The 15977-nt window shown below is 39.0% G+C and carries 11 protein-coding genes, 1 pseudogene and 1 riboswitch; of the genes and pseudogenes, 2 read left to right on the top strand and 10 right to left on the bottom strand.

All coding sequences use genetic code 11. The annotated features are described in order from the left end of the window. Positions 1–7: 7 nt before the first annotated feature. Positions 8–871, top strand: a complete 864-nt coding sequence (locus HNQ85_RS11540) for an SDR family oxidoreductase (RefSeq protein ID WP_181537871.1) — start codon at positions 8–10, stop codon at positions 869–871. Between the two features lie 110 nt (positions 872–981). Here the strand turns inward: HNQ85_RS11540 and cobO are convergent, their stop codons facing one another. The 9 genes and pseudogenes from cobO to HNQ85_RS11495 all read right to left on the bottom strand — a co-directional run bounded on the left by cobO (position 982) and on the right by HNQ85_RS11495 (position 11912). Next, positions 982–1509, bottom strand: a complete 528-nt coding sequence (cobO, locus tag HNQ85_RS11535; RefSeq protein WP_181537870.1) for a cob(I)yrinic acid a,c-diamide adenosyltransferase — start codon at positions 1507–1509, stop codon at positions 982–984. A 178-nt stretch (positions 1510–1687) separates the two neighbouring features. Next, entirely contained in the window at positions 1688–3208 is a 1521-nt protein-coding gene (locus HNQ85_RS11530; protein ID WP_181537869.1) for a cobyric acid synthase, read from the bottom strand. Continuing rightward, positions 3201–4571, bottom strand: a complete 1371-nt coding sequence (locus HNQ85_RS11525; RefSeq protein ID WP_181537868.1) for a cobyrinate a,c-diamide synthase — start codon at positions 4569–4571, stop codon at positions 3201–3203. The genes HNQ85_RS11530 and HNQ85_RS11525 overlap by 8 nt, the downstream gene beginning before the upstream one ends. A 15-nt stretch (positions 4572–4586) precedes the next feature. Beyond that, positions 4587–4778: pseudogene (locus HNQ85_RS17625) on the bottom strand (cobalamin biosynthesis protein); the annotation flags it as partial. A gap of 193 nt (positions 4779–4971) precedes the next feature. Beyond that, positions 4972–5160: riboswitch (cobalamin riboswitch) on the bottom strand. A gap of 333 nt (positions 5161–5493) precedes the next feature. After that, the gene (locus HNQ85_RS11515) at positions 5494–6519 is read right to left on the bottom strand and encodes a LacI family DNA-binding transcriptional regulator (protein WP_181537866.1); all 1026 of its coding nucleotides are present in this window, start codon (positions 6517–6519) and stop codon (positions 5494–5496) included. A gap of 135 nt (positions 6520–6654) precedes the next feature. Further along, positions 6655–8184, bottom strand: coding sequence for an alpha-amylase family glycosyl hydrolase (locus HNQ85_RS11510; RefSeq protein WP_181537865.1), 1530 nt, complete (start codon positions 8182–8184; stop codon positions 6655–6657). A 169-nt stretch (positions 8185–8353) separates the two neighbouring features. Then, the gene (locus HNQ85_RS11505; protein WP_181537864.1) at positions 8354–9196 is read right to left on the bottom strand and encodes a sugar ABC transporter permease; all 843 of its coding nucleotides are present in this window, start codon (positions 9194–9196) and stop codon (positions 8354–8356) included. A 1-nt stretch (position 9197) separates the two neighbouring features. Beyond that, positions 9198–10478, bottom strand: a complete 1281-nt coding sequence (locus HNQ85_RS11500) for a carbohydrate ABC transporter permease (protein WP_181537863.1) — start codon at positions 10476–10478, stop codon at positions 9198–9200. A gap of 135 nt (positions 10479–10613) precedes the next feature. Next, entirely contained in the window at positions 10614–11912 is a 1299-nt protein-coding gene (locus tag HNQ85_RS11495) for an extracellular solute-binding protein (protein WP_181537862.1), read from the bottom strand. A 299-nt stretch (positions 11913–12211) separates the two neighbouring features. Here HNQ85_RS11495 and HNQ85_RS11490 point away from each other — a divergent pair, with 299 nt between their 5' ends. Further along, positions 12212–13984 (top strand): glycoside hydrolase family 13 protein, encoded by a 1773-nt coding sequence (locus HNQ85_RS11490; protein WP_181537861.1) that lies wholly within the window; start codon positions 12212–12214, stop codon positions 13982–13984. Positions 13985–14119: 135 nt separating this feature from the next. On the opposite strand, the gene asnB is transcribed toward HNQ85_RS11490, so the two are convergent. Continuing rightward, on the bottom strand, positions 14120–15967 hold the full coding sequence (gene asnB / locus HNQ85_RS11485) for an asparagine synthase (glutamine-hydrolyzing) (protein ID WP_181537860.1): 1848 nt from the start codon (positions 15965–15967) through the stop codon (positions 14120–14122). Positions 15968–15977: the final 10 nt, after the last annotated feature.

The following is a 15977-nucleotide window of genomic DNA, read 5'->3' as shown; positions in this document are numbered from 1 at the left end:
AAGAAAAGTGGCAAATAAACTTACGACAACATTACCACCGCAGCATCAACTTCAACAACCTGGATTACAAACGGAAATGAATCCACAGCCGGTTTCCGAGGATCCGAACTATCAGGGAAGCGGGAAATTAAAAAATAAAGTAGCTTTAATCAGCGGTGGGGACAGCGGAATCGGCAGAGCAGTGGCGATTTATTTTGCGAAAGAAGGCGCCGATGTAGCGATTATCTACCTTAATGAACATGAAGATGCCGAAGAAACAAAAAGACAAGTCGAGCAAGAAGGACGACAATGTCTACTTATCGCTGGGGATATCGGTGACGAGCATTTTTGTAAACAAGCGGTAAAACAAGTCGTTGATGCTTTCGGTCAACTTGATATTCTTGTCAATAATGCCGCTGAGCAACATCCTCAAAACAGCTTGTTAAATATTACGTCACAACAGCTTGAAAAAACATTTCGCACGAACGTTTTCGGTTATTTCTATTTAACAAAAGCGGCACTTCCTTATTTAAAAGAAGGAAGCTCGATTATTAATACATCCTCCATTACTGCTTATGAGGGTCATGAGCAACTTCTTGATTATTCGGCAACGAAAGGAGCGGTTGTTACTTTCACACGCTCATTAGCAAAGTCTCTTGTTCAAAAAGGAATTCGTGTCAATGGTGTTGCTCCTGGTCCGATTTGGACACCGTTAATCCCATCTACATTTTCAAGCGATCAAGTTGCAACATTCGGTTCTAATACGCCAATGAAGCGGCCAGGTCAGCCTGAAGAAGTCGCACCAAGCTATGTGTTTTTAGCCAGCGATGATTCTTCATACATTACTGGGCAAATGATTCATGTCAATGGTGGGAAGATTGTGAATGGATAAGAATTGCCTGGCCACGACAACCGCTGGAATCTTCAAACGATGAATCTAACAAAATGTATCTCTCCCACCTGCACTTGTTTAAGAGGTGGGAGACTTCTCAATTAAGAACGTTAAAATTCAAGCCCTTTTACTGCATCTATCCCTTGTTCATAATAATGTTTGATAGGCTTCATTTCTGTCACCAAATCGGCACAATCAATGATTTCTTGTTTCGCCGCTCTTCCTGTAATCACTAGATGTGCCCTTTTTGGTCGCTTTTGAATCAACTCAAGCACTTCATTAAACGGTAAAACATCATCAGTTGGAAACCTTTGAATCGAAAGTGCATTATTTAACTCATCTAAAATCACGACATCATACTCACCTGCCATTACTTTCTCTTTCGTAAACGCCCACGCTTCACGATGCCTTTCCGGCGTCCCCGTCCATGTAAAGCCTACTCCTGTTTGGTACATTTCAATCCCTAGTTGTTGAAACATCACTTTTTCACCGTAGATGCGATTTGGCGATTTAATAAATTGAATAATCAATACCTTCTTTTTATGACCTGCCGCACGCAACGCTAAGCCTAGCGCAGCCGTTGTCTTTCCTTTCCCATCACCTGTATAGACGATTACCAATCCTTGAACATTGCTCATTTTCATCGCGCCTTTACGTATAAGCTAGTTCAAATTGTTCGACAAACCATTTTATTTTTTCCCTTAACTGTACAACTTGTCCGACAATAATTACCTCAGGCAGGAAATATTTGATTAATATGAGAACGTACTTGGGCACCTTTCTCTTTATTTAAAGCCAGGATTTCTTTTAATAAATTCATCTTTGTTTTGTCTCCCTTTGTTGAAATTCAACCATTTTCTTTTCAATCACATCGATTTTTACATATTGCTTCACATGATTAGCTAAACGATTAAATGCTTCTTCGCGGAATGTTTGAAAAGAAATGCGATTATTGATAGGTACCAGCCCTTTTTGATGACGAAGATGATTTAACAATGTTTCCCGGAATTCATCGTTATGGAAAATATCATGAAAATACGTACCAATCACCCGCTCATCGTGAGTTTTACAACCCTCCCTGCGGTGTTGCATTTCAATTAAGGATTCACATTTGTTGCTTAATTCAGATTGTCCCATATGAATCTCATAACCTTTCACTTTCATTGTTTTTCCAGCAAAGTGTAACGTTCCTTCTGAAATCACAGTCGTCTTTTCCTTCGTAATTGTTGTCCAAATCGGCAATAATCCAAGAGTTTTCACTTGCTTAATTGTCGTTTCCATATGGAAAGGGTCGGAAACTTTATAGCCAAGCATTTGATATCCACCGCAAATGCCAATAATAAAAGATTGACGCTTTTCATACAGCTCTTTCAGTTTCTGGGCAAGTCCGCTTTCTTTTAAGTAAAGAAAATCCTCAATCGTATTTTTGCTTCCCGGCAGAATCACTAAATCCGGCTGTTGTAATTGTTCTGCCTTTGTCACGAAACGAACATGGCAATCCGGTTCAATCGTCAAAGGATCTATATCTGTAAAATTTGAAATCTTTGGGTATTGAATGACGGCAATATCGATGTCTTTTTCTTTATTAGGACTTGTTGTATATCGACTTAACCCTACAGAATCTTCCATATCTATATTTAAATTTTGTAAGTAAGGAACAACACCAAGAACAGGGACACCCGTATATTGTTCAAACCATTGTAAACCTGGTTCTAAAAGCTGAATATCACCACGAAATTTATTAATAATGACACCGATTATTCTTTTTCGGTCCTCTTCCTCTAGCAGCTGCAACGTCCCTACTAAACTAGCAAACACTCCGCCTTTTTCAATATCGCCGATTAAAATAACAGGGGCGTTTGCCATGCGTGCAACACGCATATTTACTAATTCGCGATCATTCAAGTTGACTTCTGCAGGACTTCCTGCTCCTTCAATAACAATTCTGTCATATGTACACATTAACGTATTTAGCGACTGCTCAATCAGCTGTAATCCGGTATAGAAAAATTCTCCACGATAGTCTAAAGCCTTCATATTTTTATAGGGTTTTCCATGAACCACAATTTGTGCTTCATTATCGCGACTTGGCTTGATTAATATCGGGTTCATATCCGTTGTTGCTACAATTCCAGCTGCCTCCGCTTGAATTCCTTGAGCCCGGCCTATTTCTTTCCCATCGACTGTTACATACGAGTTTAATGACATATTTTGTGATTTAAACGGAGCCGTTCTCCATCCTTTTTGAGCAAAAATGCGGCAAAATGCGGTCGTTAACACACTTTTTCCAACGTCTGAATGAGTGCCTTGAAACATGATTGGAAGAGCCCTAGACATGTTCGTTCACCTTCTTGCATTGCTTAATCCAGTTTTCTACCATTTTTGGACAAGAACCAAAATGGAAATGAATATAGCCTGCGACTAAATTTCTTTTCATATAGCCATCTTTTTTTGTACCGCCTAAGCTTTTCACTTCATAGGCATGTGGAATATTGCTTTTCGGCTCAAACGTCGAATAATGAAATTCATGCCCTTTTGCACTCATAGTTCCCGTAAGCAGAAAATTGCCTTCTTCTCCTTTTACTTCGCGATATCCAAGCGCCGCTAACTTATTGTGCATTTTCACCATTCCCGGAATCACGCCGACCATTTCATAGCGATTTCCATTTGTCGTCACAATCGCCTCTGTTAAAAACATAAATCCCCCGCATTCTGCCAACGTTGGCAGTCCGTTTTCGATGGCTATTTTAATAGAATCCTTTACCTTTTGCTGTTTCGACAGTTGCTCAGCAAATTCTTCTGGAAAGCCTCCACCAATATATAGACCGTCAATGTGTTCAGGGAGCGGTTCCCCGCTCAATGGTGAAAACGTCACTACTTCCGCACCATATGCCTCTAACAGTTCGAGATTTTCTTGATAGTAAAAATGAAATGCAGAGTCTTTGGCAACTGCAATACGCACATGTTGTTGTTCCTTTTTCTCAAACAAAGATGGATTTCCATCTAGCTCTGGTGCTTCCGCTAACGTAAGCAATTGCTCCATATCAATAGTTTCTGATACAAGTTGACCCAATCGTGCGAAAAAATCATTTAGTTCGCCACGCTCGACAGAAGGAACCAATCCTAAATTGCGTTCAGGGATGGTGAGGGCATCATCCTTTTTGAGAAAACCAATGACAGGAATCCCACATTCTTGTTCAACAGCAGCTTTAATGATTTTAAAATGCCCTTCGCTGCCAACACGGTTGGCGATAACGCCAACAAGATTCACACCCTCTGCAAATTGTTGAAATCCCTTCACAATTGCTGCTGCACTGCGCGCCATTCCGGAACCATCCACAATCAATACAACAGGACTTTTTGTAATGAGGCTAATTTCTGCTGTTGTTCCCACATTACTAGTTGGTTTTTTCCCATCAAAAAACCCCATTACGCCTTCTATAATGGAAATGTCCGCTCCTTCTCTTCCGCGCCGGACAATTTCTTTTACCATCTCATAACTCAGCATCCAACTATCTAAATTCCGTGATGACCTTCCTGTGACCGCAGCGTGATAAGTGGGATCAATATAATCCGGTCCGCATTTAAAGCCTTGAACAGCATAGCCTTTCTGCCGCAATGCTGCCATGATTCCAATGGTTAATGTTGTTTTGCCAACACCACTGCCCGTACCAGCAATAACAATCCTGCGATGTTTCATAGATTTTCCCCCTTCGTAACGAATCAGTGCAATGGAAACGGTTATATTTCCCGATTTTTTCTTCACTACTTCCAGTTATTTTGCTCCGCTGTATAACTTGGCAGCAGGCTCGCTCACACCATAGCTGTCCGTATAGCGAAACACCGTCTCGGATGGTAGTTCCAATTCGACAGAATTTAGTTTTTCTGGAGAGTAGTAGACAAACTCCTAGCTATATTCCAATAAAAATGCACCTCTATAAGTAGAGGTGCAGAAAAAAACACGAATAATCAGGATAAACAAAATAAAAATTATCATTGCAACAACCATTACAGGAAAAATAATCATAGCATTCTCGTGATCGTCCATCATAAAAACCGCATTTCTACCGCACGTCTACCTATAAGTCCCGTAGGCATCCGTACAAAACACAAGTAAGGCAGGTCTCCTGACTTAGGGTCATCGCTTCATTGCGCCTTCCCGAAATCGTTTTCAGTGGCATGTTGCAATGATACTCCCCCATCACAGTGGCGGGTACCGTGACGGCTTTTCACCGTTCTTCCCTTTTAAGTGTATCGATTTCATACACACCTTACTTGTCAACCATATTCAGCTTTCAAAGAGCCATTTTCTATAAAACAAGAAATTTAGTGTTTGTGTTATTCATTCTATTAACAATCATAGAAAGTAGTTATATGATTGAGAATCATTCAAATGAAATAACAAGCAATATATAGATTTTAAATTTTAGTAATAATCTATTTCCTTTAAATATATAATATATTCAAAATGTTATCAATCTATAACATAAAAATGTTCAAAAAAGGGGCTGTCCCATCAGTGTCTGACCTCACGTACATTTCACCATATATCGTTCATTTATCCAATGTTGTGTCTTATATAGTGTTGTGTGGTCTGACACTCTGCTTTTGGGTTAGCCCCTTTACTTTCGGAAATACCCACATGAACATCGTTTAATTAATGTATGAGGAATAATAATGCGTTTGATTGGTTCATTTGGATTTTCGACTTTTTGAATTAAGCTTTTTGCCGCTTCATAGCCGAGCTGAAAAATATTAATATCAACAGAAGTAAGCGGCGGGCAAGAAAACTCCGATAACAGCACATTGTTGAAGCTGACGATCGAAATATCTTCAGGAACGCGCAATTTCATCTCATCTAGTGTATTTAATACACCAAGCGCCATTAAATCATCGGCAACGACTAAAGCTGTTGGTCGTTCTTCCAAAGAGAGAAGTTCTTTCATAGCCTCTTGGCCGCCTTCTTTTAAAAACTCCTCATGAACGATATACTCTTTTCGATAAGGTAAACCAGCATCTTTTAATGCTTTCTCATAACCTAGCAAACGATCCACTGTCACCATATAATTTAAATTACCGCCGACAAACGCAATTCGTTCATGCCCAAGTTCAATTAAATGCTCTGTCGCTTCTCTTGCTGCACGATAGTTATCATTATCCACATGAGTAATTTGCTCTGTTTTTTTATGCGGTTTTCCAATCACAACAAATGGAAAGCCATTCTTCTGTAAGTATTTCGTAATTTGATCGTTCATGCGCGAATAAAGAAGAATAACCCCATCCACTCTTCTGCCTTGGAGCATTTCAATCACACCATCGTAAATATCGTCTTCTCTCTCTCCAATCGACATTTGTAAGGCATATTTCTTTTCATGAGCCGCCTTACTGATACCGCGAATCACTTCTGGGAAAAACGGATTTTGAAACACTTTATCAGCAGAACTTGGCATCACTAAGCCGATGACTTGTGTTGATTTGTTCGCTAAACTACGAGCAATAAAGTTTGGATGATAGCCAAGCTCCTTCATCGCCTCTCTTACTTTCTTTTTCGTCTTTTCACTAATACGCGGGCTGTCCGCTATCACCCTTGAGACAGTGGAGGGAGCGACATTGGCTAGTTTTGCAACATCCTTAATTGTAACATTCATCTTTCATCCCTCCGTTGTATATGGTTTCACCTAGCAGTAACTGTTTATTCCCAGAAAAGAAAACGTTTATTTTCTCATAATCTCCTTATAAAAACTATATTCTATGCATCGGATGAATGGTTTTTACATGCATTTTTACTCTTTTCTTCGTTTCTTTGCAAAATAAAGGAAGAATCCAAATGCTACGTAAATCGCAATAAGTACTGCAATAAAAGGAATATTTATTCCGGACTTATCAGCCAGCACATAAACTTCCGCTGTTTCGCGATCTAAAATAATATCATACCCATCTTTGTTGCCGCGGACTAAATCCCCTGCAAGCAATCCTCTTAATTCTTTATTCGGTTCTAATTGCTTGTTGTCAATACGAACCTTTTGTGACTTCGATGTGTTATTAATGGCAATAACAGCTGTCTCATTTTTATATGTTCGCTTAAACACCGCCATACCGTTCTTCTCATATAAAAGTTCAAAATCACCACGCGTTAGTGAAGGCAGGGTATTGCGAAGCTCTCCTAATTTTTTAATATAGTCAATAATCTCCTTATCTGTGCGGAAATTCATCAAACGTCGGTTATCAGGGTCTTCCCCACCATCCAAGGCAATTTCCGTACCATAATACATAATTGGAATTCCTGGAGCAGTAAACAAATAGGTTAGTCCCATTTTAATTCTTGTTACTGGATATTGCTTATTTTGTAACGCAAGCCTTGTAAATCGTACAGTGTCGTGATTATCTAAAAATGTACCAAGTAAATACGGATTTTTATAAAAAGTTTTATTACGAAGCCACACATCATAAAGCGGTTGCATCGATTGGTCAATATTACTTAAAGTTTTTGAAGCTTCACGATAAAACGGATAATCAATAAACGCATCTATCCCATATTTTCCGTATTCAGCTATAAAACGCGGATCATTGTCCCATACTTCACCAATTAGCAAGAAGTCCTCTTTTACGGATTTCACTTCTTTCGAAAATTCTTTCCAAAATGTCTTTGGAACGTGCTTGACCGCATCAAGGCGATAACCATCGATGTCCGTTTCTTTAATCCACCATTTCGCCATATCAATTAAATATTGCTTTACTTCAGGATTTTCCTGTGCCAAATCTGGCAAACCAAACAACCAGCCATTTTCCACTTCTTTTTGGTCTTTCCAGTTGAGAACGTCTTTCTTTTCATGGAACCAATCTTTCTTATCCGGATCATTCAACCACGGATGATGATAATCGGTATGATTGACAACAATATCTAAAATCACTTTCATATCCCGCTTATGTGCTTCTTTGACAAGCTTTTTAAAATCTTCAAGCGTACCAAAGTGTTCTTCGACTTTATAAAAATCTTCTACCCAATAGCCGTGATACCCGCCTGGCTCGTTTTTAAAAATCGGCGTCAGCCAGATAGCGGTAAATCCCATTTCTTTTATGTAATCAAGCTGTTGAATAATCCCTTTGAAGTCCCCGCCATGATAAGCTTTCGGGTCTTTTACATTGACTTCGTAATCATTGCTTGAGTCACCGTTGTTAAAACGGTCAACCATAATAAAGTAAATGCTTTCATCTTGCCATTTTCGCCCTTCTTTTTCCACAGCCGCCTGCGCCGGCAAAGCATAAAAAAAGAGGAAAGGAATTAGCAGTAATGCAAGCGCTCGCTTTGTCATTTTCCCACTCCTTATCATTCTATTAACTACTGTTTTACTATAGCTTGAAATAAGGACAAAGGAAAGAAGCAATAATCATTCTTTCCTTGTCCTTCTCCTTATTTTAATATTTTTGCCAGGAAAATGCGCGTCAGCGGCGCTTGCTAACCACTTATTACTATCTCTGGTATTATCCTTTTGTTCCGCCAGCTGTTAAACCAGAGACAAAGTATTTTTGGAATGAAAGGAACAAGATTGCAATCGGAACGGCGATTAATACCGAACCCGCAGCAAATGTTGTAAATTCACTACCAAATTGCTTCGCTACCATATCATACAATCCGACTGCGAGCGTATATTTTTCCTTGCTGCGAAGAAGAACGCTTGCTAGAATAAAGTCTCCAAACGGCGCGATAAACGTGAACAAGGCAACAACCGCAATTATTGGCTTAGCAAGCGGCATGATGATTTGGAAAAAGATACGCAAGTGCCCAGCTCCGTCGATTTTCGCCGATTCGTCTAATTCTTTCGGAATCGTATCTAAATATCCTTTCATCAGCCATGTATTCATTGGAATTTGTCCGCCGACATACACAAGAATAAGCCCTAAATGCGTATCAATAAGCTTTGTTAGTGTCGCTAAAACGTAAATGGCGATTAATGCAGCAAAGTTAGGAACCATTTGCAAGATTAGAAATGTCATCAACCCGCTTTTTCTCCCCAAAAAACGATATCGAGAAAACGAATAAGCCGTTAAGCTTATTAAAATGACGGAAAAAATCATTGTCAATGTTGAGATCTTCAATGAATTCCAATACCATTTCAAATAATCACTTTGTTCCGGGTCAAAAATTTCCTTATAGTGTGCTAACGTTGCATTCTTCGGAATGATTGTTGAGCTAGATAAGCTTTGTCCCGGATTAAATGATGCACCAACAACCCATAATAGCGGATAGATGATAATAACGGACATCGCAAAAATGACTAAATACGACAACGTTAAACGAATAAGCTTTTGCTTTTTCATATTCATGTTACATCATATCCTCTTCTTTGAATGATTTCGTTTTTCTAAACTGCCATAACGCAACTGTCATGACAAAAAGTGATAAAAGCAATGTAATGGCCGCTGCTTTTGAATACTGCGCCGAAGTCATCGTCAATCGATAAATCCACGAAATTAAAATATCCGTTGCCCCCGCATTTTGACCGGAAACGGCAGGTCCACCACTGTTAAATAAGTAAATGATGTTAAAATTGTTGAAGTTAAACGTATATTGCGTAATTAAGATCGGTGCCACAGCATATAACACAAGAGGCAATGTAATTTTTGTGAACTTTTGCCATGCCGTTGCCCCATCGACAGTCGCCGCTTCATATAATTCATCCGGAATGGCCTGCAATACTCCTGTTGTCATGGTAAAAATAAACGGGAATCCAATCCATGATTGAATGAGAATCAGTGCCACTTTCGTCCAAAATGGGTCCGTCATCCAAGGGATAGAATCGATACCAAATGCAGCTAAAATCGTCTTGTTGATGACTCCAAACGATTCATTAAACATTCCCGAAAAAATGAGAATCGATACGAATGCTGGAACTGCCCAAGGCAAAATGAAAATTGTACGAATAATTGCTTTTCCTTTTAAATCTTTTTGATTAACAAGAATCGCAAGGAAAATCCCAAGTGCAATTTGAAGCGTAGTAGCACCAAACGTCCAAACAATTGTCCATGCTAGTACATTGATGAACGTTTTTCTCCAAAGGTCAAGATTAACAAGCTCAACAAAATTTTGAAAGCCGACCCAATCAACTAATTTAGCTGGCGGTGAATGATACAAATCATAGTTTGTAAATGCAAGCAATACAACGAATATAATTGGAAAAATAACAACGAACACTAATAAGATAAATCCAGGCGAAATCATTAAATAAGGAAAGCCGCTGTCAACAAGAGTACGATATTGTTCACGCAACGTATTCAATCTTAAACCTAAGTCACGTTTTTGTCCGTTTTTGTAAGCGTCATATAAGTTAAAAGCAAAAAACCCTAATCCGAACACGATGACAATTAAGGAGAGAATTCCTTGAACGAGCAAAAAGATGGAGTGATCGCGCGGCACTTGTGTACCTAATGTCACAATTCCCCATAAACCAATATCTAATAAATCTCCAAATATAACAAAAAACGAAGCGGCTAAAATGAAAAATAAAATTCCTTTTACGTATTGACGATTATAAAGCTGCCCAAAACCAGGAATCACCGAAAGAACAGCAGCGATTTTTCGATGGTTGGATTGATATATTGTCTCCATTAAAACGTATCTCCTTTCTCACTCACCTTATGGACCTGCTCTTTATACAATCAATCAGGAAGGGGTGAATACATCCAAGAAATGGATAAGCAGTACCCGGAGAAAGGTACCGCTTACATGTTATTGCGCCCAATCTTATTTTTTGCCATGGTTTGCTTCAATGTTTGTTTTAATTGTTTTTATCGCTTCGTCAAGTGCTTTTTTCGGTTCTTCTTTTTGATTTGCTACTAATTGAAGCGCAGTTGCCATCGGTCCCCACACTTCTGCCATTTCTGGAATGTTTGGCATTGGAATTGCGTATTGTGATTGAATGGCAACCGCTTTTGCACCTTCATTGCTCGTAATGATCGGATCTTCAATTAATGATTTAACGGGTGGTATTTCTTGTGTTAACTCAAAACGGATTTTGGCATTTTCTTCATTTGTAATGAATTCAATCAGTTTTGTTGCCCATTCTGGATGTTTCGAATAAGCGGATACATGCCATCCTTTTACACCCATAAATGTTTTTACAGGTTCACCATTAGGAAGTTTTGGCATTGGTGCCACACCGATATCAATACCAGCATCTTTCATCGCTTGGAATGCCCATGGACCATTCATGACAGACGCAACTTTTCCTTCATTGAACAAGCCGTCCATTGTTGAGCCACCGTTTTCTCCGATAATCCCTTTAGGGAATAAGCCTTCTTTATACCATTTCTGAATATATTCCGCACCTTTAACTGCACCTTCGTTATTTAAACCAAGGTCTTTAGGGTCAAGCGTTCCGTCATTATTTTTGAATACATAACCGCCCATTCCACCTATAATACCATGAGCAAAATAGAAGTTATCCCACAACGCTAAGAAGCCATATTGTTCATCTTTTGTAAAGTTCTTAGCAAACTCATATAACTCATCCATTGTCTCTGGCGCTTTATCCATTAGCTTTTTATTATAAACAAACACTGGCGTTTCTGTTGCTTTTGGAAGACCGTAAAGCTTTCCATTATATGTTTCCGCTTGAATAGAAGATTCTGTAAAACGATCGATCACTTCTTTGTCAACTTTCATTTCTCGAATTAATCCTTCTGTTACAAGCTGACCGATTTGATCATGTGGAACAGTAATAACGTCCGGGCCCGTTCCTGCTGGTCCATCTAAACGCAGTTGATCGCGTTGTTTGGTTGCCATCTCTACTTCTTTGTACTCAACTTTAATTCCATATTTCTTTTCGAACGCTTTAATTGCCGGCTCTAACGCAACACCTTTTTTTGTGTCCTCCCAAACAACTAATTTCTCTGGTTTTTCAGGCATTCCCTCTTCTGAAATTGTTTTGTTATTGTTTTTGTCATTAGCTGGTTCTTTCACTTCATCTGGACCTAAACTACAGCCTGCAAGCACACCGAATGATAATGCCACTGTTGAAAGTGCTGATAGAGCTTTTTTCATCCATACCCCTCCTGATTCACTCTGTTAAAATTAAAACGCTTTCAAAGCAAACCAAAAAATGATAATACCCATACCACTTATATAATTCTTTTGTGAAAACGATTGCACATTTTTCAATATCCATTATATTTTCATTTTTCGCCTTGATAACTTGTTTTTTCTCTATTTTTCGTTTATTCCTTATTTCCTGGTAAATGGTTTATTCATTTATTGACTTTTATAGTAAATTCTTCTAACCTGAATAATAAATAAAGTGCAACCGCTTGCATTATATAATGAATGATTAGGAGATGTTGTCCTTGTTAAAAGAAGCGATTTATCATCGTCCAAAAGATAATTTTGCTTATGCATATGACGAAAAAACGATACATATACGTCTTCGCACAAAAAAAGATGATATAGAACAAGTAAATATGATTTATGGTGATCCCTACGAATGGGAAAACGGCGAATGGCAAACTCAAACGGCTTCTATGTCCAAAAGTGGTTCAGATGAATTATTTGATTATTGGTTTATTGCAATTGCCCCTCCGTATCGCCGCCTTCGTTATGGTTTTGAACTTCATAATAAAGGAGAACAGCTGGTTTATACAGAAAAGGGCTTTTACAGCAAAGCGCCAAAAGATGATATCTCTTACTATTTTTGCTTCCCTTTCTTAAATAAAATTGACGTCTTTCAAACTCTTGAATGGGTAAAAGATACAGTTTGGTATCAAATTTTTCCGGAGCGTTTTGCCAACGGAAACGCGGCGTTAAATCCTCCAGGAACATTGAATTGGGGAAGTGAAGAGCCGACTCCGACAAGTTTTTTCGGCGGGGATTTTGAAGGAATTATTCAGCATATAGATTATTTGATAGAGCTAGGTGTCACAGGAATTTATTTCACTCCGATCTTTAAAGCGCCATCTAATCATAAATACGATACCATTGACTACTTCGAAATCGACCCTCAATTCGGCGATAAAGAAGCGTTTAAACGATTGGTGGAAACTTGTCACAAACACGGCATTAAAGTGATGTTGGATGCCGTATTTAATCATAGCGGATACTTTTTTGCCCCATTTCAAGATGTGCTGAAAAATGGAGAACACTCAAAATATAAAGACTGGTTCCATATTCGCGAGTTTCCGCTGCAAACAAAACCACGTCCAAACTATGACACATTTGCTTTTGTAGAGACGATGCCAAAATTAAATACGGAAAACCCGGAAGTAAAAAAATATTTATTAGACGTTGCAACTTATTGGATTCGTGAGTTTGATATTGACGGCTGGAGATTGGATGTCGCAAATGAGGTAGACCATCAGTTTTGGCGGGAATTTAGGCAAGCAGTAAAATCAATTAAACCAGACCTTTATATCCTCGGAGAAATTTGGCATGATTCGATGCCGTGGCTCCGCGGCGATCAGTTTGATGCGGTAATGAATTATCCGTTTACAAATGGGGCGTTGCGCTTCTTTGCCAAAAATGAGGTGAAAGCTTCGGAGTTTGCCAATATGATCACAAATGTATTGCACTCTTATCCAAACAATGTAAACGAAGTGGCATTTAATTTGCTGGGAAGCCATGATACACCGAGAATTTTAACCATTTGCAATAATGATAAAGACAAAGTGAAACTGCTGTTTCTCTTCCAATTATCATTTACCGGCACCCCTTGTATTTATTACGGTGATGAAATCGGCATGACAGGCGGAGCGGATCCTGGATGCCGAAAATGCATGATTTGGGAAAAAGAAAAACAAGACCGTGATTTATTTAACCATGTAAAAAAATTAATTTCTCTTCGGAAAAAATACCCTGCATTTGGCAGCCGCGGTGAGTTAAAGTTTGTGGAAGCTAACGATCAAACTAATCATTTTATTTATACAAAAATATATGAAAATGAAATGATTATTTTCGCTATCAATCATTCAGAAAACAACTTATTGATTCCATTACCTTTTAATTTAAAAGGAAAAAAATTGACAAACTTATGGACGGATGAAGAATTTGCTGCGGAAGCAGAAGAGCTGATGACGAATATTCCAGCGAAAGGATTTCTTATTTATCGAGTAGAGAATTTTCACTAAAAAAGCGAACGAGGCTGACCGAAAAGAAAAGTGTCAGCCTCCAACCACAATCTATCGTACATAACGCTTGGTAAATACGATGATAGATTGCGAATTGTGCGTGAGGTCAAACACTTATAAGGCAGCCTCTTTCACTTACTCTTTTATAGAAATTCCATATTCTTTAAACCAGACGTGAATCTGACCAAGATGTGCGAGCAATTGTGGACCTGTCATTAACTGTCCAAACCAAGGCTCTTGAAATGCTTTTCCTTCCGTTTCGACAATTTTCATTAACTTTTCTTGCTCAAAAAATTCATATAACGCAGAAGTTTTATCTGTTAATATTTCTTGCAACCATTGTTTAACGAGTTTCGTATATAGAGGGTGATGTGTTTTTGGATATGGACTTTTCTTGCGGTATAATACATCGTTCGGCAAAATTCCTTCTAAGGCACGACGCAAAATTCCTTTTTCGCGATTCGCATACATTTTCATCTCCCACGGAATATTCCATACATACTCAACAAGTCGATGATCAGCAAAGGGTACACGTACCTCTAGGCTTGCTCCCATACTCATGCGATCTTTTCTGTCAAGCAGAGTCGTCATAAACCAAATCATATTTAAATAAAACAATTCGCGCCGCTTCGCTTCAAGCGGATTTTCTTCTTCAAGCCTTGGAACTTCCTCAATCGTTTCATTATACCGCTGTTGTACATATTCTTGTAGATTCAATTTGTTTTTCCACTCGTCTTTTAATAAACCGGCTCGTGCCTCTGTCGATCTCATCCAAGGGAAACCGTCACGCGCCAAATCATCCGGACGATGGAACCAAGGATATCCGCCAAAAATCTCATCCGCACATTCACCGGATAAGCTAACGACAAAATCTTCTTTCATCTTCCTGCAGAACCAGAGCAAAGATGAATCAATATCTGCCATCCCCGGTAAATCACGGACAATAACCGCCTCTGTTAAGTAATTTGCTAAATCTTGCTGAGAAATAACACAACGATGATGTATTGTGCCAAATGTTTGTGACATTTTCTCAATCCAAGGACCATCAGCATTAGGCTGGAAGTCATTCGCTTTAAAGTACTTATCGTTTTCTTCATAGTCAATCGAATACGTATGGAGCGGTCCCTTTCCTTCCTTTTCAAAAGCAGTAGCAGCTATTGCTGTGATTGCACTTGAATCCACCCCACCTGATAAAAATGTACAAACCGGCACATCAGAAACAAGTTGACGAGTAACGGCATCCGTTAAAAGAAAGCGAATTTTCTCAACTGTTTCCTCGACTGAATCAGTATGAATATCGCTTTTTACATTCCAATAACGCCAAACTTTTAATCCTTCACGTGAAAAAATTAAAGCATGAGCTGGCCGCAATTCGTCGATACCAGAAAACACCCCATGTCCTGGTGTGCGCGATGGTCCTAACCCGAAAATTTCTGCTAATCCTTCGCGATTCACCTCTGCTTTCACATCCGGATGGGCGAGTATCGCTTTTAATTCAGAACCGAACAATAAGCTACTGCCATCATGGCGGTAGAAAAGCGGTTTTACACCTAAACGGTCGCGCCCTAAAAATAACTGCTGACGCTTTTCATCCCAAACGGCAAACGCGAAAATTCCGTTCAAAAATTGCAAGCATTGTTCTTGCCATTCAATATAGGCTGTTAATAATACTTCTGTATCGGAATGACCTTGAAATTGATAGCCTCTTCTCAATAGTTCCTTGCGAATATCCTCGGTATTATACAACTCTCCGTTATAACAAATCGTATAAGCATGATCATTTTTCATTCTTGTCATTGGTTGAATTCCGCCTTTAGGATCAACAACAACAAGACGCTTATGTCCGAACGCTGCATTCACCGTAAACCATGTATTCGTATCATCTGGACCGCGCTTTGCTAACGTCTCCGTCATTTTTTCAATCGTTTCTTTTTCTATTCGTAAATCACGTTGGAAATCGATCCAACCGGTGATACCACACATTTCAATCAAT

The organism is [Anoxybacillus] calidus, from assembly GCF_013760845.1.
GTDB classification, from domain to species: Bacteria; Bacillota; Bacilli; order Bacillales; family Anoxybacillaceae; genus Paranoxybacillus; species Paranoxybacillus calidus.
This window is presented reverse-complemented; position numbering and strand designations above follow the sequence as displayed.

Bases quoted from the DNA above. Each gene is read 5' to 3' on its own strand.
- cobO (WP_181537870.1), bottom strand. From the start codon at position 1,509: ATGAGCAATGTTCAAGGATTGGTAATCGTCTATACAGGTGATGGGAAA.
- HNQ85_RS11530 (WP_181537869.1), bottom strand. From the start codon at position 3,208: ATGTCTAGGGCTCTTCCAATCATGTTTCAAGGCACTCATTCAGACGTT.
- HNQ85_RS11525 (WP_181537868.1), bottom strand. From the start codon at position 4,571: ATGAAACATCGCAGGATTGTTATTGCTGGTACGGGCAGTGGTGTTGGC.
- HNQ85_RS11515 (WP_181537866.1), bottom strand. From the start codon at position 6,519: ATGAATGTTACAATTAAGGATGTTGCAAAACTAGCCAATGTCGCTCCC.
- HNQ85_RS11510 (WP_181537865.1), bottom strand. From the start codon at position 8,184: ATGACAAAGCGAGCGCTTGCATTACTGCTAATTCCTTTCCTCTTTTTT.
- HNQ85_RS11505 (WP_181537864.1), bottom strand. From the start codon at position 9,196: ATGAATATGAAAAAGCAAAAGCTTATTCGTTTAACGTTGTCGTATTTA.
- HNQ85_RS11500 (WP_181537863.1), bottom strand. From the start codon at position 10,478: ATGGAGACAATATATCAATCCAACCATCGAAAAATCGCTGCTGTTCTT.
- HNQ85_RS11495 (WP_181537862.1), bottom strand. From the start codon at position 11,912: ATGAAAAAAGCTCTATCAGCACTTTCAACAGTGGCATTATCATTCGGT.
- asnB (WP_181537860.1), bottom strand. From the start codon at position 15,967: ATGTGTGGTATCACCGGTTGGATCGATTTCCAACGTGATTTACGAATA.